The organism is Roseateles asaccharophilus (genome assembly GCF_031458115.1).
Classification (GTDB): Bacteria; Pseudomonadota; Gammaproteobacteria; order Burkholderiales; family Burkholderiaceae_C; genus Pelomonas; species Pelomonas asaccharophilus_A.
Window position 1 is genome coordinate 189,414 of record NZ_JAVDXV010000007.1, and the last position, 19,646, is coordinate 209,059.

The following is a 19,646-nucleotide window of genomic DNA, read 5'->3' on the forward strand; positions in this document are numbered from 1 at the left end:
CCGAAACAGGGTGGGCGACAATATCAGGCCTCGCCCGAACACGGCCACCGATGCAAGAACAAAACCCCGAATTCGAAGACGACGACGACTTCGACCGCCCCAGCAAGTCCCAGATGAAGCGCGACATGACCGCGCTGCAGAAGCTGGGCGACGAACTGCTGGCCCTGCCCGAGAGCCGCTGGGAGCCGCTGGCGCTGCCGGAGATCCTCTACGACGCGCTGAAGGCCGCCAAGAAGATCACCAACTTCGAAGGCAAGCGCCGGCAGATGCAGTACATCGGCAAGCTGATGCGCAAGGTCGACCCGGAGCCCATCCGCGAAGCGGTCGCCGCTTTCAAGCTGGGCCATGCGCAGGACAGCCTGAGGCTGCACCAGTCCGAGCGCTGGCGCGAGCGCCTGCTGGCCAGCGACGATGCGCTGCAGGAGTTCCTGGCCGAGCACCAGGACGTGGACATCCAGCAGCTGCGCAACCTGGTGCGCGCAGCGCGCAAGGACGCGGCCAACGCGCCCGAAAAGCGCAGCGGCCGTGCGTTCCGCGAGCTGTTCCAGTTCATCAAGGCGTCGGAAGCCGCGGCTGACGATGAGTGATCCGGTTCGCATCGGCATCGTCTCCATCAGCGACCGCGCATCCAGCGGCGTCTATGAAGACAAGGGCCTGCCCGCGCTGAAGGACTGGTTGACCGGCGCGCTGCTGAACCCCATAACGTTCGTGCCGCGCCTGATCCCCGACGAGCAGTCCGGCATCTCGGCCGCGCTGATCGAACTGGTCGACAACGAGCACTGCGACCTGGTGCTGACCACCGGCGGCACCGGCCCCGCGCCGCGCGACGTGACACCCGAGGCCACGCTGGCCGTGGCGCACCGCGAGATGCCGGGCTTCGGCGAGCAGATGCGCCAGATCTCGCTGCACTTCGTGCCCACGGCCATCCTGTCGCGCCAGGTCGCCGTCATCCGCGGCAAGACGTTGATCATCAACCTGCCCGGCCAACCCAAGGCCATCGCCGAGACGCTGGCCGGCCACGAGAAGGCCAGCGGCATCTTCGCGGCCGTGCCCTACTGCATCGACCTGATCGGCGGGCCTTACCTGGAAACGCGCGACGAGGTGTGCAAGGCGTTCCGGCCCAAGGGCGCGCAGCGGCCTGCGACCTAAACGACCGCGTCCGGCTCCGCTGGCGACGCCAGCGCCGCGGTCACTTCATCCAGCGGCCGGTTGCTGCTGACACCGAAGCCGCCCACCACCTGGCGGCCGATGGCGCCGCGGCCGTGTGCCGTGTGCACGCCCACCCAGGCGTTGCGGCCCGAGCGTTTGGCGGCGTACAGCGCCAGGTCGGCCAGGTTGACGACCTGCTGCCAGCTGCGCGCCTGTGGCCGCTCCAGCTCGAAGGGCACGCAGGCGAAGCCGACGGAGCAGGTCACGGCGATCTCGCCGCCATCGTCGAGCTGGAACGGCTCGGCCGCGATGACGCCGCGCATGCGCTCGGCCAGTTCCTCGGCCTGGGCGCGGTCGGTGTCGCGCGCCACGGCCAGGAACTCCTCGCCGCCCCAGCGCACCAGGTAGTCGGACTCGCGCAGCACCGAGCGCAGCCGCGCGCCGAACTGCACCAGCACCGCGTCGCCGGCCGCATGGCCATGGCGGTCGTTGATGCGCTTGAACGCATCCACGTCCAGCAGCAGGAACACGCTGTCGGTGTCCAGCGGCTGGCCGCCGGCCGCCAGCGTCTCCTGCGCGCGGCGCAGGCTGGCCGCCAGGTCTTGCTCGATGTGGTCGGTCAGGAAGCGGCGGTTGTGCAGGCCGGTCAGCGGGTCGGTGACGCTGCTCATCTGCAGCTCGGCCGATTTCTGCTCCAGCGTGCGGTGCAGCGCCTCCAGCTCGGCGGTGCGCTGGCGCACCTTGTCTTCCAGCTCACGCTGGCGCTGGCGCAGCAGCCGCGTGCGCAACCGCACGGCGGTCAGCAGCAGCAGCCCGGCCCCCAACGCCACGCCGGCGCGGAACCACCAGGTCTGGTGCCAGGCCGGCAGCACGCGGATGGGCAGCGCCAGCTCACGCTCACTCCACTGGCCATCGCGGTTGGACGCGCGCAGCCGCAGCCGGTAGTCGCCTGGCGGCAGGTTGGCATAGGCCGCCAGCCGGCGCGACGCATCGGTGGGTACCCAGCCGGCGTCATAACCCTCCAACTGATAGGCAAATCGGTTGCGCTCGGGCGCCGAGAAATCGGTGGACGAGAACTCCACGGCCAGGCTGTTGGCGTCGGGCTTCACTGTCAGCGCGCCACCGGCCGGGTTCAGTGGTAGGGGCTGGCCGCCCAGCTTCACGTCGGTGACCAGCACGGTGGGCCGGTAGGTCCAGGCCTGCAGCTTCTCGGGCAGCACCACCGTCATGCCGCCGGCGCCGCCGAACAGCAGTTCACCGCGGGCCGTTCGTGCGGCCGAACCGGTCCAGTAGGTCGGGAACACGACCCCCTCGGCACGGCGCAGCGCCGTCACGGCGAGCGTCTGCGCGTCGATGCGAGCCAGGCCGTTGTCGGTGCTGGCCCAGATGCGCCCTTGCAGGTCTTGCAGCATCGCGTTGACCGTGCTGTCCGGCAGGCCCTGGCCGGTACCGAGACGCAGCGGCGCATCGCCGCGCGACAGCAGCACGTCGATGCCGCCGCCATAGCTTCCCACCCACAGCCGGCCGCGGTCGTCGGTCAGCAGCGCGGTGATGAAGCCGGCCGACAGCGCGCCGGCCCCCACGGGCCCCGGCAGCCATTGCGACACGCGGCGCCCGGCCAGCGTGACGCGGTTCAGGCCATGCCGTGTGCCCACCCACAGCACGCCGGCCTCGCGGGTGTCGCGCGCCAGCACGGTGATGCGCTGGTCGCTAAGCCCCGGCGCCGCCAGCGCGACGGCCTCGCCCTGCCCCGACCGCAGGTCCAGCCGCCACAGGCCGTCGGCCTGACCGCCCACCCACAGGTCGTCGCCATCGGCCAGCAGCGTCCAGACGGAGGCGGCCGGGTCACGTCCCGGCAATGCGACGCGGGTCACGCGCCGCCCGGCGCCGTCCGCGCGATAGAGGCCGCGCTTCGTGCCGAGGAAGACGCTGCCGTCAGGCGCCGGCGCCATCGCCAGCACGATGTCGGCCGGCAGCGCGGTATCGGGCCGGGCGGCGTCGGGCCGCAGCGCGCCCACGCGACGGCCGGTGGCATCGAGGATGTCCACGCCGCTCTTGTGCGTACCCAGCCACAGGCCACCATCGGGGCGCGGCTCTATCCAGCTGATCTCGGTGCTGACGAAGCGCGCATCTAGCGCGTCGCCGCCATCGGGCGTCACTCCGAAGCGCGACAGCACGCCGCTCTGGCGCGGGTCATGGCGGCTGAGGCCGCGGTTGGTGGCCACCCAGACGAGGCCCGCGCGATCGCGGTACAGCGCGCGCAGCGCGTTGTCGGCCAGGCTCATGGGCCAGGCGGGCACGTGGCGGATGCGGCGCGTCTCGGCCTGGTCCAGGTTCACGGCCACCAGGCCTTGCGCCTGCGTCGCGATCCACATCTCGCCCGGCTGCACCTCGGCCAGGCCGGCGATCTGGCTGTCGCGCAGCACGTCCTGGCCGTCTGGCATCGCGCGCTCGCGCACCGGCGACGCGGGCGCGCGGCCTTCGTCGGCCAACACGAACACGCCATGCTGCAGGCTGCCTACCCAAATGCGGCCGGCGCCGTCCTGGCGCAGCACCTCGGGCTGCACCGTCACGCCGCCGCGCAGCGGCACGGCGACGACGCCAGTCGCACCCGGCTCGCGCCGGAACAGGCCCGCGGCACTGCCCAGCCACAGCGCGCCGCGACGGTCGCGGAGCAGCACGCGCACCTGCGCGCCGGCTGCCACGGCCCAGCCGCGGCTGGCGTGCTCGATGCGGCCGCTGGCCGGGTCCAGCCGGTCCAGCCCGCCGTCGGTGACGATCCACAGCCCGCCGTCGCCGTCGTCCAGCACCTGGCGCACGCTGACATGGCTGAGGCCGCGCCCGCCGCCGGCCGCATAGCGCACGAAGCGGTCGGTCGCGGGGTCGTGGCGCAGCAGGCCGGCCGACGTGGTGCCCACCCACAGCCGGCCCTGGGTGTCGCCGTGCAGCGCCTGCACGTAGTTGTCAGGCAGCGCCCCGTCGCGCAGCGGGTCGGCCTGGTAAACGCGGAAGCGGTAGCCGTCCCAGCGCGACAGCCCGCCCGGGCTGCCTATCCACAGAAAGCCCTGGCCGTCCTCGGCCAGCGTCGTCGCGATGGCATTGGGCAGGCCCTGATCCTGCGTGACATGCTGGAAAGCGATATCGGCAAGCCGGTCGTGCTGCGGCTCCGGCGCGGCATGCAAGCCGTGGCCTGCACCCGTCAGGGTCAGGCCGACCAGCAGACATCTCAGGCCACAGCGCAGGGAGTAGAGCACGGGCGTCGGCGACTCGCGGGACTTGGACAGCCTGCGATTGTGCGCGAGCGCCGCACCGCCGGCTCTACTTCACGAGCCGGTTCATCTCCGCGGCGTCGAACTGCTCGTCGCGCTGCGCATCGTCGGGCACGCAGTCGCCGATGGGCCGGCCCTGCTGCGTCGACAGCTTGCAAACGGCGCTCCACAGCAGCGCGATCTGGTGCTCATGGCCCGAGGCGCTGTCGATCAGCCCGCGCATGGCCAGCGCGACCGGGTCGTCGCCCTGGGTCACGCCATAGGCCGAGAAGCCCATCTTGGCGGCGGCCTCTTCGCGCGCCTGCTCGCTGGCGGCCTCGATGATGCGGGCCGGGTTGCCCACGGCCGTGGCACCGGCCGGCACCGGCTTGGTGACGACGGCGCCCGAGCCGATGCGCGCGCCCGCGCCCACCGTGAAGCCGCCCAGCACGCTGGCGTTGGCGCCCACGATGACACCGGGGCCCAGCGTCGGGTGGCGCTTGGCGCCCTTCACCAGCGACGTGCCGCCCAGCGTCACGCCCTGGTAGATGGTGCAGCCCTCGCCGATCTCGGCCATCTCGCCGATGACGATGCCCATGCCGTGGTCGATGAAGACGCGGCGGCCGATCTTGGCGCCCGGGTGGATCTCGATGCCGGTCAGGAAGCGGCTCCAGTGCGAGGTCCAGCGGCCCAGCCACTTGAAGCCGCGCGTCCAGAACCAGTTCGCGCGCCGGTGCATCCACAGCGCATGCAGGCCCGGATAACAGGTCAGCACCTCCCACGCCGAACGGGCGGCCGGGTCGCGTTCGAGGATGAGGGCGATGTCTTCGCGCAGGCGCTGGAACATGGTGCTGCCGAGGGAGAAAGGCAGGCCAGTGTAGGCGGCGGGTCAAGAACCCGCTGGACCTGCGGTCTTCGTCATCTGCCGCGCGATGCCACGCAGGATGTGAACCTCTTCGTTGGTCAGCCCGGCCCGGTTGAACAACTGGTTCAGGCGCGGCATCAGCTTCTTGGGTGCTGCCGGGTCCAGATAGCCGATGTCCGTCAATGCCGTCTGCAGGTGCTCCAGCAGGCCCTGCACGGCGCGCGCATCGGCCAGCTCGGCATCGGGCGTGCGCGGCTGCACGCCGAAACCACCCAGCGCCTGGCGCAGGTCATAGGCCAGCAGCTGCACCGCCTGCGACAGGTTCAGCGAGCCATAGTCGGGGTGCGTCGGGATGCTCAGCACCGCATGGCAGCGGTACACGTCCTCGTTGGCCATGCCGTAGCGCTCGGAGCCGAACACCAGCGCCAGGCGCGGTGGCGATTCGCGCGCGGCCAGCTCGGTGAACAGCGCGCGCGGCTCATACGTGGGCGGGCCGAAGTCGCGCGGCGTCATCGCGGTGGCGCAGACAAAGTCCACGCCGTCCAGCGCGTCGGCCAGCGTAGTCACGACGCGGGCGCGGGCCAGGATGTCGGCCGCGCCGCTGGCCATGGCCACGGCCTCCTCGTGGCACAGCACGTCCGGGAAGCGCGGCGCCACCAGCACCAGATCGCCGAAGCCCATCACCTTCATGGCCCGCGCCGTGGCCCCGACGTTGCCCGCGTGGCTGGTGTTGATGAGGACGAAGCGTGTGGATTCCACGGGTTTGTACGGTTGGGGTCTGTTGGCACTGCGGCAATGGGTCTTCCCGAAGGGTTGTGAGCAGAAAGGCCGTAGGCTGCGTTGCAAATCCTCGCCGGGTGACCAACCGGCTCCGGTTTGCGCCTTGCCTGCGGCCTTTCTGCTCACAACGCGGCCCATTGCCGCAGTGCCAACAGACCCCTTTGGCTAGAATCACGCCATTATCCGGGCCTGGACTCCAGCCGCCCGACGCTCTTTCCTCCTGTCAGCCCCTTCTTTCCAGCGAGTGCACGCATGCAGCAAACGTCTCTTCATCCCATGCTCAATGTCGCCATCAAGGCGGCGCGTGCAGCCGGCGCCATCATCAACCGCGCCTCGCTCGACCTGGAAGCACTGCGGATCAACACGAAGAGCCCGAACGACTTCGTGACCGAGGTCGACCACGCTTGCGAAGGGGTGATCATCGAGACGCTGCTGGGCGCCTACCCCGACCACGGCATCCTGGCCGAAGAGTCTGGCCGCACCCACGGCGCCAAGCATTCCGAGTACGTGTGGATCATCGATCCGCTGGACGGCACCACCAACTTCATCCACGGCCTGCCCGTGTACTGCGTGTCCATCGCGCTGACATTCCGCGGCAAGGTCGAGCAGGCCGTCGTCTACGACCCGACCCGCAACGACCTGTTCTACGCGACCAAGGGCCGCGGCGCCTTCCTGAACGACAAGCGCCTGCGCGTGTCCAAGCGCACCCGCATGAGCGACGCGCTGATCGGCACGGGCTTCCCGTTCCGCCGTGGCGACAACTTCAAGCGCTACGTGAAGATGTTCGAGGAGGTCATGCAGCAATGCGCCGGCCTGCGCCGCCCGGGCGCGGCCGCGCTGGACCTCTGCTACGTGGCCGCCGGCTACTACGACGCCTTCTTCGAGACCGGCCTGCAGCCCTGGGACGTCGCGGCCGGCTCGCTGATCGTCTCCGAGGCCGGTGGCCTGATCGGCAACTTCACCGGTGAAGCCGACTACCTGCACCAGCGCGAAGTGCTGGCCGGCTCGCCCAAGATCTACGCGCAGCTGGTCACCACGCTGGCGCCCTACACCCGCGTCATCAAGGAAGAAGACCTGGCCGCCGCGCCGGCACCTGCCGCCGAAGCCGCCCCGACCGCGGCCCCCGTGGCCAAAAAGCGTGGCCCCGTGCGCATCAAGAAGAACGAAGCCGGCGACGACGCGCCCCTCTGATCTCTAGGCTCTGTGCCACCCCGAAGCCCTCGCCCGCGAGGGCTTCGCCGTTTCTGGCGTGAACAAGTTGGCAAGGATGCCAACCAAGGGCTAACCCGCACTCGCCAACGTGACATACGCACGGCCGCCCCCCTTACCCGTGGGGGGAGGACTGGCCAGAATGCACCTCGTTACACGGCAACCGCCGCGACAGATCAACTTCACCACAAGTCAGAAAGATCCCGATGTTCGTTCGCACCGCCCTCGCCATCGCCCTCGCCGCCGCTGCCACCCTGGCCCAGGCTGACGTCAAGGTCCTGAAGAAGGTGCCGCCGGAGTACCCCAACGAAGCGGTCAAGAAGAACATCAGCTCCGGCAGCGTGCGCGCCAAGATGAGCATCGCCGGCGACGGCAAGGTGTCCAACGTGGAAGTCGTGGAAGCCGAACCCAAGCGCGTGTTTGATCGCGCCGCCATCGAAGCGCTGAGCCAGTGGAAGTTCGAAGGCACGGGCGCCGCGCAGACGCACGAAGTCAAGCTGGTGTTCAAGTCGGAAGACTAATCAGACGCTTCGCTGAATCGACAAGGCCCGCAATGCGGGCCTTGTTCTATTAGGGCTTGGCGCGCGCCGGTACGCGGGTGTCCAAGGGCTTGGGCACGTAGCCTGGCTCGAAACGACAGGTCGACCCGAGCGCCGCCCTCGCCTTCTCGCAGCCGGCCGCGATGCCTTCGGGCGTGGGCTTCGCGCCCTGCGTTGTCCAGGCGGCCAGCGCCTCCATCAGCGCCGCGTAGCTCGGGTCGCTGAGGTAGCTGTGGTCGCGGTCACCGGTGTAGGTCTGCACCAGGCCGTCGCCGCGCCCGGCCGCGGCCATCGTGCGGCCGAAGCTGTGCTGCAGCTCCACAAACGCCGTGCCGTCGTGGATGGCATGCACCGACAGCACGGGCACCGGGATGCGCCCGCCCAGGTCGGCATCCGCCGCCAGTGTCGCCACCGCTTTCGGGTCGGCGGCATAGCGCGCTACGCCGGCGTTCAAAGCCGCGTCGTCCGTCGACCCCGCATAGACCACGCCCATGTTGCCGAAGGGGCTGGCGCCGCCGGTGCGCTTGTGCGTGACGTCCTGGAAGTGCCAGGTCGCCCAGTTCAGATGTGCGCCGATGCTGCGCTCCGGGATGCGGATCACGTCGGTGATGACCTTGACCTTGGCGGCCTGCTCCGGCGTGCGCTCGGCGGGCTTGCCGAGCGCCAGGCACTCGTCGGTGCGTCGGGCCAGTTCCGCCTGCGTCAGCTTCGCGTCCGCGGGCAGGCCGATGTTCAGCGGGTACTGCGGCTCGGTGGGCAGCGGGTGGTTGCGGCACAGGTGCTGGTAGACGACGCGCAGGTCCAGCCGGAAGTCGTAGCTGCGCGTGCCGCCGCCCAGCACGCCGGCCGTCAGCAGCACGGCGTCGTAGGGCTTGCCGGCGGTGAACAGCTCCGCGCCCTTGGCGGCCACGCTGGCACCCCAGGACTGGCCATGCAGATAGACCTGGCGCGGCTTGGCGACCTTGGCGATGAAAAGCTGCCGCAGCCGCTCGTTGTCCTCGGCCGCCGCCGTGACGGCAACGCCACCCTGGCGGTAGCTGGAGCCGGCCCATGCATAGCCCAGCCGCGGCATGATGGACCAGCGCTCCAAATCCTCCGCCGTGCGCTTGGCCGTCGGTGCGCCGAGGAAGGGGCCGCCGTGCGCATGCAGCACGAGGTCGCCGTTCCAGGCCTTGGGCATCGCGACCAGGTAGAAGGCGCCGGCGCTGTCCTGGCCGGCCAGGCAGGTCGTGCCCTCGCCCACGCCCGGCGGGCAGGCGGCTGGCGCGGGTGCGGCCTCGGCGGCCATGTCGAAGCGCGCGGCAAGCGCCGCGGCGCTCAGCGACAGCAGCAAGGCGCTGCACAGGATGTGTCTCGGCGTCATGCCTGCTCCCCTTCTTTCCGGCTGCGTTTCAGCCACAGCACCCCCAGACCCAGGCCCGCCAACACCCAACTGCTGGGCTCGGGCACAGGTGCCGAAAAGCCCAGCTGCTCGCTGGCCACGCGCTGCAGCAGCACGGCATCGCGGGCGCTGATGCCCAGGTCGCGCGCGGCGATCTCGCCGGCGCCCAGCACCGACGGGTTCACGCCGGTGATGGTGCCGAACAGCGTCAGCGCGCTCAGGTACGAGCCGTACTTGCTGGCATGCGTGCCGTCGTCGAACCACAGGTCCACCCGCCCGTCCGTCGCCGCACCGGGCGCGTACATGTCGGGCGTGGCGACGCCCGACGCGATCGCGCGCATGAAGGCCTCGCCCACCGGCGCGATGCCGGCAAAGCCGCCCGAACCGTCGGCAGCGGCCGCGAGTGCGGTGGCCTCGAACGACTGCTTCAGGTCCGCCGTCATCGCCTGCAGCGACGGGAAGAACGAGGGTGCCGGCTCGCCGGTGTAGGTCACGGCGCCGGTGTGCTCGTCGGTGATCGTCTTGCTGGGTGCGTTGACGAGGTTGGGCCGCGCCCAGGTCTGGTACAGGTAGACCTCGGCGGCCGCGTTGGCATTCGCGTTCGCGGCCACGTTGCGCAGCAGCGAGCAGCTGCCGGTGGACGCGCCCGTGATCTCCGCGCACTTCGCATTCGTGCCGCCGATCAGGTCGCGCTCGCGGTAGCTCAGCGCCTGGCCCTGATGCACCCAGTTCTCGATCAGGTTCGCGTAGGTGCCGAAGTAGGCCGGGTTCGAGGCCAGGCCCGGCTGTTTCGTCAGCGGCTCGTCGCTCTGCTCCTGCAGCACCACCTGGTCCCAGCGCTGCGCGCCGATGTTGCCGCGCAGGTCCCAGCCGGCGCTGTTGGTGTTGAGGAAATGCCCGCGCAGCGAGGCCGCGTTGCGCGTGGACAGGGACACGTCGTAGTCCAGCCCCGCCTGCACGGTGAACTGCTTGAAGATGCCGGCGACACCACCCCAGGGGTGCGGCTCGAAGCTGTTCGCGCCGCTGGGGTTGGCGGCATGCATGGCCGCCGTCAGGTCGTGCACGGCGGCGGCGTTGTAGCTCATCACCGGGTCGACGCGGCCGAAGGTGTAGCTGTTGCCGACGAACAGGATGCTCGTCGGCGCGCCGGCGGCGGCGGGCGCGAGCGCCGCCACCGCCAGCGCGGCGAGCCAGTTGCGCAAGATCATGGTCATGCTCCTCGTTGAAGGTCAGAAGCTGTGGCGCACGCCGGCTTCGACGCCGCCGCTGTTGCCACCGGGCAGCGTCGTCGCCAGGCCCACGTTGAAGCGCACGCCCGCGGCCTTGTTGTCGATGCGGGCGACGTTGCCGTACAGCGCCGTGCGCTTGGAGAGGTCGTGCACATAGCCCAGCGCGATGTGCGTGGCATCACTGGCCACGTTGCGGGCCTTCAGCTGCGTGTAGGCGAAGCGCACCTCGCCCTGCGCGCTGACCTCCCACTGCGTGCCCACCATCGTCGCGGTCGTCTTCGTCACGCCGATCTTGTTCTCGCCCCACAGCGCCATCAGCCGCGCCGGGCCCCACTTGTACGAGGCGCCGACATTGCTCTGCGTGTAGTTGCCCGTGGCGTAGCGCGTCTTGGACACGGCCGCCGACGCGTTGAAGCCGTCGTTGCGCCAGCCGATGCGCACGCCCTGCAGCTGGCCGTCCTTGCGCGTCGCGCCCGGGCCCTGCTCGCCCAGCGCCACCATCGCGTGGCCGTACAGGCCGCCCAGGCCCGCCGGCAGGAAGTAGCCGATGGAGTTGGACGCCCGCACCTGCGTGCGGGCCGTCGTGCCACCGGCCGGCACCGGGTAGAACATCAGGCCCGAGCTGCCGACGCCGTTGGTGCCGAAGGGATGCATGGACGTCGTCAGGTTGCCGAACGACGGCACGTAGTCGCGCCCCAGTCGCAGTTCACCCCAGGGGCCTGACAGCTGCAGCGTCGCGCGCCGGCCCCAGGTCAGGCCGCCGCTGACCGAGTCCTTGTTGTTGGTGCTGGTGGCGCCACTGGTGCCGTCATCCACCGTGACGGCCGATTCCAGCCAGAAGCCGGCCTTCAGGCCGCCGCCCAGATCCTCGGTCCCGCGCACGCCGAAGCGGCTGGATGTGTTGCCGTCGCTGTTCAGGAAATAGCGCCGCTCGGTGCCGCTGGCCTTCAGCATCTGCACGCTGGCGTCCAGCAGGCCGAAAACCTGCACGCTGCCGCTCTGTGCTTGGGCGCCCGCTGCCGCCGCGGCGGCCAGCGCCAGGCCGGTCACCCTCGAAACCGTGTTCTTCATCTTTGTCTCCGTGGTTGTTGTGTGGCCTCGTCCGCACCCCTCGTACGGCTCGGCTCGCTGAATCCGGGGCGGACCTTAGTGACGCCACTTCATAGCGTCAAATACACTAAACAGCAGATTTCAAGACGAAACGGATATGGAGACACACCGCTCATGGACCTACGGCAGCTGCGCTATTTCGTGACCGTGGCCGAGACCGGCCACGTGACCCGTGCGGCCGAGCTGCTGGGCATGCAGCAGCCGCCGCTGAGCCAGCAGATCAAGGCGCTGGAGCAGGAGCTGGGGCTGGCGCTGCTGCACCGCCACCCCAAGGGCGTCAGCCTCACGGATGGCGGCCGGCAGTTCCTCGACGAAGCCAAGCGCCTGCTGCGCGACTACACCGAGATGCGCGACCGCATGGCGCGCCTGGCCGGCGGCCAGCATGGCCTGCTGGCCATCGGCTTCACCAGTTCAGCCGCGGCCCATGCATTCACGCCGGCCGTGCTGCGCGCCTGCCGCGGCGAGCATCCCGGCATCGCGCTGACCATGACCGAGGACCACGCGGCCGGCCTCATCGACGCCGTCGTCAAGTCGCGGCTGCACTGCGCCTTCCTGCGCGTGCCGGTCGCGCGGCCCGACGGCATCAGCTTCGAGACGCTGCTGACCGAGCCCGCGCTGCTGGCCCTGCCGCTGGACCACCGGCTCGCGCAGGCGCCCCGGCCCACGACCACGCCCGTGCCGCTGGCCGAGTTGCAGGACGAAGACCTCATCCTCGTGCGCCGCCCCGGCGCGCCGGGCCTGTACGCCAACCTGCTGGCGCTTTGCGAGCGCCACGGCGTCAGGCCGCGCAGCTTCATCGAGGTGGACCGCATGATGATGAACCTGAATCTCATCGCGGCCGGCGCGGGCATCTCGGTCGTGCCGGCGTCGATGCGCGGCATGCATGCGCATTCCGTCGTGTTCCGGCCGCTGGAGAAGCAGGCGCGGCTGGAGGCGCCGCTGACGCTGGCCTACCGCAGCCATGACCAGGAAGGCCCGACGGCCACCTTCCTGGCGCTGGCGCGGCGTATCGCGCAGGACCATCGCGATGCGTAGGCGCACCTTGCTGGCCGCCGGCCTGGGCAGCTGCGGCGCCTTGCACGCCGCCCCCGAGCCGTGGCCGGCGCGGCCGCTGCACCTGCTCGTGGCCTATCCGCCCGGCGGCGTCAGCGACGACACGGCGCGCGGCCTCGCGCAGTTCATCAGCGTGCGGCTGAAGCAGACCGTCATCGTCGAGAACCGCGCCGGCGCCGGCGGGCTGACGGCGCTGGAGGCCGTGGGCCGCGCCGCTCCTGACGGCTACACGCTGGCCTACTGCGCGATCTCGCCGCTGGTGTTCGCGCCGACCCCGCCCAGCGGGCCGCTGCGCGACGTGGCACCCGTCGTCAGCATCATGGACACGCCTGTGCTGGTGCTGGCCCATCCTTCCTTTACGCCCGCCAGCTTCGCGGCGCTGCTGGCCGCCGCGCGCGCCGCGCCGGGCCGCCTGCGCTGGGCCACGTCCGGCCACGGCACGGTCGGGCACATGGTGCTCGCGCAGATCCGCGCGACGGCAGGCGTGGACATCACGCACATCCCGTACAAGGGCGGTGGCCAGCAGCTGACCGATGCGCTGGGCGGCCAGTTCGAGCTGCTGTCGTCCAACGTGGCCGCGCAGCAGCTGCAGTACGTGCGCCAGGGGCGTCTCAAGGCATTGGCCATCGGCTCGCCGACACGGCTGCCCGTGCTGCCCGACGTGCCCACGCTCGCCGAGCTGGGCTTCCCGGAGGCCAACCTCGTGTCCACCTTCGGCCTGTTCGCGCCACGCGGCGTGCCGGCCGAGCGGCTGCAGCTGATCAACGCCGTTGTGAACGAGGCGCTGCGCCAGCCCGACATCCGCGCCCGCATCCTCGACGTCAGCAACCTGCCGACGGGCGGCAGCGCGGCCGACTTCGCGGCGCGTATCGCCAAGGAGCGCGAGCGCGCGCTGCGGGTGCCGGCGGACTGACAACGGTGCGTCCACGTTGCCGATGGCACCGGCCGGCTGGCCCCTGAACGGAGCGGTCGTCGCCGCGTAAACTGCCGCCCATTCTGAAGCCCTCCGCCGGGGGGCTTTCCTATTTGCCTGACGCCGATGACCCAGACCGCTGATTTCAGCGCGCACACGCCCATGATGGCCCAGTATCTGGGCCTGAAAGCCGACTTCCCGGACACGCTGCTGCTGTACCGGATGGGCGATTTCTACGAGGTCTTCTACGACGATGCCCGCAAGTGCAATGCGCTGCTGGACATCACGATCACGACGCGCGGCCAGAGCGCGGGGCAGCCGGTGGTCATGGCCGGCGTGCCGGTACATTCGCTGGAGAGTTATCTCGCCAAGCTGATCAAGCTGGGCGAGGCGGTGGCGATTGCCGAGCAGGTGGGCGAGGTTGGCGCGAGCAAGGGGCCGGTGGAGCGCAAGGTCGTGCGCGTCGTCACGCCGGGCACCATCACCGACACCGAACTGCTGGCCGACAAGCAGGACGCCGTGCTGCTGTCCGTCTCCGGCCACGGGCGCCGCCATGGCCTGGCCTGGCTGTCGCTCACCCAAGGTGAGATTGGTCTCGCCGAATGCAGCGATGCCGAGCTGCCGGCCTGGCTGGCGCGGCTGATGCCGGCCGAGATCCTCGTCAACCGAGAGCAGCAGCCGGCGGGCGTCATGCGGGCGCGCTTCCCGGTGACCAACCGGCCCAGCTGGCAGTTCGACGGCGCCCTGGGCCAGCGCAAGCTGTGCGAGCAGCTGGGCGTGGCCAACCTGCAAGGCTTCAACGCGCATGAGCTGACGCTGGCTCATGCCGCCGGCAGCGCGCTGCTGGCGTTTGCCGAGCACACGCAGGGCCGGGCGCTGGCGCACGTGCGCAGCTTGCGCGTGCAGCGCGCCAGCGAGCTGATGGACCTGCCACCGGCCACGCAGCGCAACCTGGAGCTGGTACAGACGCTGCGCGGCGAGTCGTCGCCCACCCTCTTCTCGCTGATCGACACCTGCAAGACCGGCATGGGCAGCCGCATGCTGCGTCAGTGGCTGCTGCATCCCAAGCGCGAGCGCGGCGAGGCAATGGCGCGGCACAACGCCATCGCGGCGCTGCAGGCCGAAGGCTTCGAGCCGCTGCGCGACGCGCTGAAGTCGGTCAGCGACGTGGAGCGCATTTCCGCTCGCATCGCGCTGCGCCAGGTGCGCCCGCGCGAGCTGACCGGCATCCGCGCGACGCTGCAGGCGCTGCCTCAACTGCGCGCGGCCACGCCGGCCGCGTTGCGCAGCGACGCGCTGAACCCGCCGGCCGACATCCTCGAGCTGCTGGAACGCGCGATCGCCCCCGAGCCGGCGCTGCTGCCGCGCGACGGCGGCGTCATCGCCGATGGCTTCGATGCCGACCTGGACGAGCTGCGCGGCATCCAGCAGAACTGCGACGGCTTCCTGCTGGACCTGGAGACCCGCGAGCGCGCCCGCACGGGCATCGCCAACCTGCGCGTGCAGTTCAACCGCGTGCACGGCTTCTACATCGAGGTCACGCAGGGCCAGGTCGACAAGGTGCCGATGGACTATCAGCGCCGCCAGACGCTGAAGAACGCCGAGCGCTACATCACGCCGGAGCTGAAGGCCTTCGAGGACAAGGCGCTGTCCGCCAACGAGCGGGCGCTGGCGCGCGAGAAGCTGCTGTACGAACAGATCATCGACGCGCTGCTGACCCGCCTGGAGCCGCTGACCGCGCTGGGCCGCACGCTCGCAGGCCTGGACGCGCTGGCCGCGCTGGCCGAGCGCGCCATCACGCTGAACTGGTGCCGGCCGGAATTCGTGTCGCAGCCCTGCCTGGACATCGAGGCGGGCCGCCATCCGGTCGTGCAGGCGCGCCTGGCCGAGACCGGTGGCACCGAGTTCATGCCCAACGACTGCAAGTTGGATGCGCGCACCCGGCTGCTGGTCATCACCGGCCCCAACATGGGCGGCAAGAGCACCTTCATGCGTCAGGTGGCGCTGATCGCGCTCCTCGCCGCGATTGGCTCCTACGTGCCGGCCACCAGCTGCCGCCTGGGGCCGATGGACGCCATCCACACCCGCATCGGCGCGGCGGACGACCTGGCCAATGCCCAGTCCACCTTCATGCTGGAGATGACCGAGGGCGCGGCCATCCTGCATTCGGCGACCGACCAGTCGCTGGTGCTGATGGACGAGATCGGCCGCGGCACGTCCACCTTCGACGGCCTCGCGCTGGCCTCCGCCATCGCCACCCATCTCCACGACAAGACCCGTGCCTTCACGCTGTTCGCGACGCACTACTTCGAGCTGACCGAGTTCCCGGCCAAGCATGCGATGGCGCAGAACTGGCACGTGTCGGCCGTCGAGAGCGGCGAGGACATCGTGTTCCTGCACGAGCTGCAGGCCGGCCCGGCCAGCCGCAGCTACGGCGTGCAGGTCGCCAAGCTGGCCGGCATGCCCGCCAGCCTGGTGCGTCAGGCGCGCGCCACGCTGGAGGCGCTGGAGGCACGCCAGAACGCGGCCGACGACCAGTTCGACCTGTTTGCCGCGCCGCCTGCCCCGCCGCCGCTGCCGGAGCCCAGCGAGCTGGTCGCGACGCTGGACGGCATCGACCCCGATGCGCTGTCACCACGCGAGGCGCTGGAGGCGCTGTACAAGCTGAAGCGGATCGCCAAGGCATGAAGACGCTGGTCTTCTCGCACGCCAACAGCTACCCAGCCGGCTGCTACCGCGTGCTGTTCGAGCGCTGGCGCGCGGCCGGCTGGCGCGTGGAGGCTCTGGACCGCTTCGGCCACGACCCGCGCTTCCCGGTCACCGGCGACTGGCGCCGACTGCGCGACCAGTTGCTGCACTTCATCGAGCACGAGGTCCGGCCCGAGGGGCAGGTTGCGCTGGTAGGCCATTCGCTGGGCGGCATGCTGAGCCTGATGGCGGCCTGCCGCCGGCCCGAATGGGTCAGTGGCCTGGTGATGCTGGACTCGCCCGTGGTGGCCGGCTGGAAGGCGGCCGCCGTCGCCGCGGCCAAGACGACCGGGCTGATCCACCGCTACGGCCCGTCCAGGATCGCCCGAGAGCGCCGCCACGTCTGGCCCGACCGCGACGCGGTGCGCGCCCATTTCGGCGCCAAGAAGATGTTCGCCCGCTGGGATCCACGCGTGCTGGCCGACTACGTCGATGCCGGCTTCGAGGAGGCCGACGGCCAGATGCGGCTGCGCTTCACGCGCGAGGTCGAGGCCCACATCTACCGCACGCTGCCCCACCACCTGCCCCTGCTGCTGCGCCTGCGCCCACCGCAATGCCCGGTGGCCTTCGTGGGCGGCACGCGCTCGGCCGAACTGCGCCAGGCGGGTGCCGCGCCATCCAAGAAGCTGGCCGGCGAGAACTGGCGCTGGATGGAAGGCTCGCACCTCTATCCCTTCGAGAAGCCGCAGGAAACGGCGGACCTCGTCTTGGAACTGCTGGCTTAAACCGCGGGCAGAGCGCCGGACCGCTCCCAAGCCGGCCTGCGGGCGATGTGCTTTTGGCCCAATGCCAAAAGCATCGCCGTCCCCTCGGGGGACCGGTCAGGCAAGCCGGCGTCCAGCCCGGCGGGACTGGACGAGGGGCCAACGCATTTACAATCGCAATTTCCCACCACAGCAGCCTGTTCTGGGCTGCTGCAAGACATGACCAAATACGTCTTCGTCACCGGCGGTGTGGTGTCCTCTCTCGGCAAGGGCATCGCGTCGGCCTCCCTGGCAGCCATCCTCGAATCGCGCGGCCTCAAAGTCACCCTGATCAAGCTGGACCCGTACATCAACGTGGACCCCGGCACGATGTCGCCCTTCCAGCATGGCGAAGTCTTCGTCACCGATGACGGCGCCGAGACCGACCTGGACCTGGGCCACTACGAGCGCTTCATCACGACGCGGATGAAGAAGGCCAACAACTTCACCACGGGCCAGATCTACAAGACCGTGCTGGAGAAGGAACGCCGCGGCGACTATCTTGGCAAGACGGTGCAGGTCATCCCGCACATCACCAACGAGATCCAGGAATACATCAAGCGCGGTGCCGAAGGCGTCGACGTGGCCATCGTGGAAATCGGCGGCACGGTGGGCGACATCGAGTCCCTGCCCTTCCTGGAAGCCGTGCGCCAGATGAGCCTGCGCGCCGGCCCGACGAACACGGCCTTCGTGCACCTGACCTACGTGCCCTGGATCGCCGCCGCCGGCGAGCTGAAGACCAAGCCCACGCAGCACACCGTGCAGAAGCTGCGCGAGATCGGCATCCAGCCCGACGCGCTGCTGTGCCGTGCCGACCGCCGCATCCCCGACGACGAGCGCGAGAAGATCTCGCTGTTCACGAACGTGCCCGAGTACGGCGTGATCTCGATGTGGGACGTGAACACCATCTACAAGGTGCCGCGCGTGCTGCACGAGCAGGGCCTGGACCAGCTCATCTGCACCAAGCTGCAGCTCAACACCAAGAGCACGGACCTGAAGCGCTGGGACCACCTCGTCAACGAGGTCGAGAACCCCAAGGAGCAGGTCACCATCGCCATGTGCGGCAAGTACACCGACCTGTCGGACTCGTACAAGTCGCTCAATGAGGCGCTGCGCCATGCCGGCATCCACAACCATGCCGGCGTGAAGATCGAGTACGTCGACAGCGAGACGCTGACGCCCGAGACCATCGGCGAACTCGGCAAGTTCGACGCCATCCTCGTGCCCGGCGGCTTCGGCAAGCGCGGCGTGGAAGGCAAGATCCTGGCCGCGCAGTACGCCCGCGAGCACAAGCTGCCGTATCTGGGCATCTGCCTGGGCATGCAGGTCGCCACCATCGAATACGCCCGCCACATGGCCGGCCTGGACGGCGCGAACTCCACCGAGTTCGATCCCGAGACGCCCCACCCCGTCATCGCGCTGATCGACGAGTGGCAGGACGCCGACGGCAGCATACAGAAGCGCGATGCCAACTCCGACCTCGGCGGCACGATGCGCCTGGGTGCGCAAAGCTCCGACGTCAAGGCCGGCACGCTGGCCCACGACATCTACGGCCCGGTCGTCAACGAGCGCCACCGCCACCGCTACGAGGCCAACGAGCACTACCTGGATCGCCTGCAGAAGGCCGGTCTGGTCATCTCCGCCATCACCCAGCGCGAGAAGCTGACCGAGATGGTCGAGCTGCCGCGCGAGGTGCACCCCTGGTTCGTCGGCGTGCAGTTCCACCCCGAGTTCAAGTCCACGCCCTGGGGCGGCCACCCGCTGTTCACGGCCTTCATCAAGGCCGCGCTGGACCACAAGCAAAAGGCCTGATCACCATGAAGCTCTGCGGATACGACGTCGGCCTCGACAAGCCCTTTTTCCTGATCGCCGGCACCTGCTCGATCGAAAGCCAGCAGCTGTCGCTCGACGTTGCCGGTTTGCTGAAGGAAGCCTGCACGACCCTCGGCATCCCGCTGATCTACAAGGGCTCGTTCGACAAGGCCAACCGCTCGTCCGGCACGACCAAGCGCGGCCTGGGCATGGAAGCCGGCCTGAAGATCCTCGACGAGGTGCGCCGCCAGACCGGCCTGCCGGTGTTGACTGATGTGCATGACGAGTCGCAGGTGGCCGAGGTCGCCAGCGTCGTCGACGTGCTGCAGACGCCCGCCTTCCTGTGCCGCCAGACCGACTTCATCCGCGCCGTTGCGCAGTCGGGCAAGCCGGTCAACATCAAGAAGGGCCAGTTCCTCGCGCCCTGGGACATGAAGAACGTCATCGACAAGGCCCGCGCCGCTGCCGCGGAAAAAGGCCTGCCGCAAGACAGCTTCCTGGCCTGCGAGCGCGGCGTCAGCTTCGGCTACAACAACCTCGTCGCCGACATGACCAGCCTGGCCGAGATGCGCAATTCCGGCGCGCCGGTGGTGTTCGACGTGACCCACTCGGTGCAGAAGCCCGGCGGCCTGGGTGGCTCCAGCGGCGGTGCCCGCGAGATGGTGCCGGTGCTGGCGCGTGCCGGCGTGGGCGTCGGCGTGGCGGGCCTCTTCATGGAGACCCACCCCAACCCGGCCGAGGCCTTCAGCGACGGCCCCAATGCCGTGCCGCTCAAGCACATGAAGACGCTGCTGGAGCAGTTGGTGGCGCTGGACCGCGTGGTCAAGCAGCAGCCCTTGTTGGAAAACGACTTCTCCTGCTGAACCC

The 19,646-nt window shown here is 69.8% G+C and carries 16 protein-coding genes; 10 read left to right on the forward strand and 6 right to left on the reverse strand.

Annotation, left to right across the window (positions count from 1 at the left end):
• Positions 1 to 50 precede the first annotated feature (50 nt).
• Entirely contained in the window at positions 51 to 587 is a 537-nt protein-coding gene (gene yjgA, locus J2X21_RS18010; RefSeq protein WP_310330897.1) for a ribosome biogenesis factor YjgA, read from the forward strand.
• Positions 580 to 1,149 (forward strand): molybdopterin adenylyltransferase, encoded by a 570-nt coding sequence (mog, locus tag J2X21_RS18015; RefSeq protein ID WP_310330900.1) that lies wholly within the window; start codon positions 580 to 582, stop codon positions 1,147 to 1,149. Before yjgA ends, mog begins: the two co-directional genes overlap by 8 nt.
• Here mog and J2X21_RS18020 read toward each other — a convergent pair.
• The 3 genes from J2X21_RS18020 to J2X21_RS18030 all read right to left on the reverse strand — a co-directional run bounded on the left by J2X21_RS18020 (position 1,146) and on the right by J2X21_RS18030 (position 6,021).
• A complete protein-coding gene (locus J2X21_RS18020; protein WP_310330902.1) occupies positions 1,146 to 4,403 on the reverse strand; it encodes a two-component regulator propeller domain-containing protein in 3,258 nt (1,085 codons plus the stop codon). The genes mog and J2X21_RS18020 overlap by 4 nt on opposite strands.
• A gap of 64 nt (positions 4,404 to 4,467) precedes the next feature.
• Entirely contained in the window at positions 4,468 to 5,244 is a 777-nt protein-coding gene (gene cysE, locus J2X21_RS18025; RefSeq protein WP_310330903.1) for a serine O-acetyltransferase, read from the reverse strand.
• Positions 5,245 to 5,286: 42 nt separating this feature from the next.
• Positions 5,287 to 6,021: an RNA methyltransferase gene (locus J2X21_RS18030; protein ID WP_310330905.1), complete on the reverse strand. Its 735-nt coding sequence runs from the start codon at positions 6,019 to 6,021 to the stop codon at positions 5,287 to 5,289.
• A 273-nt stretch (positions 6,022 to 6,294) separates the two neighbouring features.
• On the opposite strand from J2X21_RS18030, the gene J2X21_RS18035 reads away from it, so the two are divergent.
• Both J2X21_RS18035 and J2X21_RS18040 read left to right on the forward strand, forming a co-directional pair.
• On the forward strand, positions 6,295 to 7,233 hold the full coding sequence (locus J2X21_RS18035; RefSeq protein WP_310330908.1) for an inositol monophosphatase family protein: 939 nt from the start codon (positions 6,295 to 6,297) through the stop codon (positions 7,231 to 7,233).
• 224 nt (positions 7,234 to 7,457) lie between these two features.
• On the forward strand, positions 7,458 to 7,772 hold the full coding sequence (locus tag J2X21_RS18040) for an energy transducer TonB (RefSeq protein ID WP_310330910.1): 315 nt from the start codon (positions 7,458 to 7,460) through the stop codon (positions 7,770 to 7,772).
• Positions 7,773 to 7,821: 49 nt separating this feature from the next.
• Here J2X21_RS18040 and J2X21_RS18045 read toward each other — a convergent pair whose 3' ends face one another.
• Genes J2X21_RS18045 through J2X21_RS18055 form a run of 3 tightly spaced genes read right to left on the reverse strand, consistent with a single transcriptional unit; the run spans position 7,822 to position 11,471 of the window.
• Complete coding sequence (locus tag J2X21_RS18045; protein ID WP_310330911.1) at positions 7,822 to 9,153, reverse strand: hypothetical protein; 1,332 nt, start codon at positions 9,151 to 9,153, stop codon at positions 7,822 to 7,824.
• Complete coding sequence (locus J2X21_RS18050; protein WP_310330913.1) at positions 9,150 to 10,379, reverse strand: PEP-CTERM sorting domain-containing protein; 1,230 nt, start codon at positions 10,377 to 10,379, stop codon at positions 9,150 to 9,152. Before J2X21_RS18050 ends, J2X21_RS18045 begins: the two co-directional genes overlap by 4 nt.
• Positions 10,380 to 10,400: 21 nt before the next feature.
• Complete coding sequence (locus J2X21_RS18055) at positions 10,401 to 11,471, reverse strand: porin (RefSeq protein WP_310330915.1); 1,071 nt, start codon at positions 11,469 to 11,471, stop codon at positions 10,401 to 10,403.
• A 153-nt stretch (positions 11,472 to 11,624) separates the two neighbouring features.
• On the opposite strand from J2X21_RS18055, the gene J2X21_RS18060 reads away from it, so the two are divergent.
• The 6 genes from J2X21_RS18060 to kdsA all read left to right on the forward strand — a co-directional run bounded on the left by J2X21_RS18060 (position 11,625) and on the right by kdsA (position 19,642).
• Entirely contained in the window at positions 11,625 to 12,545 is a 921-nt protein-coding gene (locus tag J2X21_RS18060; RefSeq protein WP_310330918.1) for a LysR family transcriptional regulator, read from the forward strand.
• Positions 12,538 to 13,476, forward strand: coding sequence for a Bug family tripartite tricarboxylate transporter substrate binding protein (locus J2X21_RS18065; protein ID WP_310330920.1), 939 nt, complete (start codon positions 12,538 to 12,540; stop codon positions 13,474 to 13,476). The genes J2X21_RS18060 and J2X21_RS18065 overlap by 8 nt, the downstream gene beginning before the upstream one ends.
• A 126-nt stretch (positions 13,477 to 13,602) precedes the next feature.
• Entirely contained in the window at positions 13,603 to 16,164 is a 2,562-nt protein-coding gene (gene mutS / locus J2X21_RS18070; protein WP_310330922.1) for a DNA mismatch repair protein MutS, read from the forward strand.
• Positions 16,161 to 16,949, forward strand: a complete 789-nt coding sequence (locus J2X21_RS18075; protein WP_310330924.1) for an alpha/beta fold hydrolase — start codon at positions 16,161 to 16,163, stop codon at positions 16,947 to 16,949. Before mutS ends, J2X21_RS18075 begins: the two co-directional genes overlap by 4 nt.
• Before the next feature lie 198 nt (positions 16,950 to 17,147).
• Positions 17,148 to 18,779 (forward strand): CTP synthase, encoded by a 1,632-nt coding sequence (locus tag J2X21_RS18080; RefSeq protein ID WP_310330925.1) that lies wholly within the window; start codon positions 17,148 to 17,150, stop codon positions 18,777 to 18,779.
• Positions 18,780 to 18,784: 5 nt separating this feature from the next.
• Positions 18,785 to 19,642: a 3-deoxy-8-phosphooctulonate synthase gene (kdsA, locus tag J2X21_RS18085; protein ID WP_310330927.1), complete on the forward strand. Its 858-nt coding sequence runs from the start codon at positions 18,785 to 18,787 to the stop codon at positions 19,640 to 19,642.
• Positions 19,643 to 19,646: the final 4 nt, after the last annotated feature.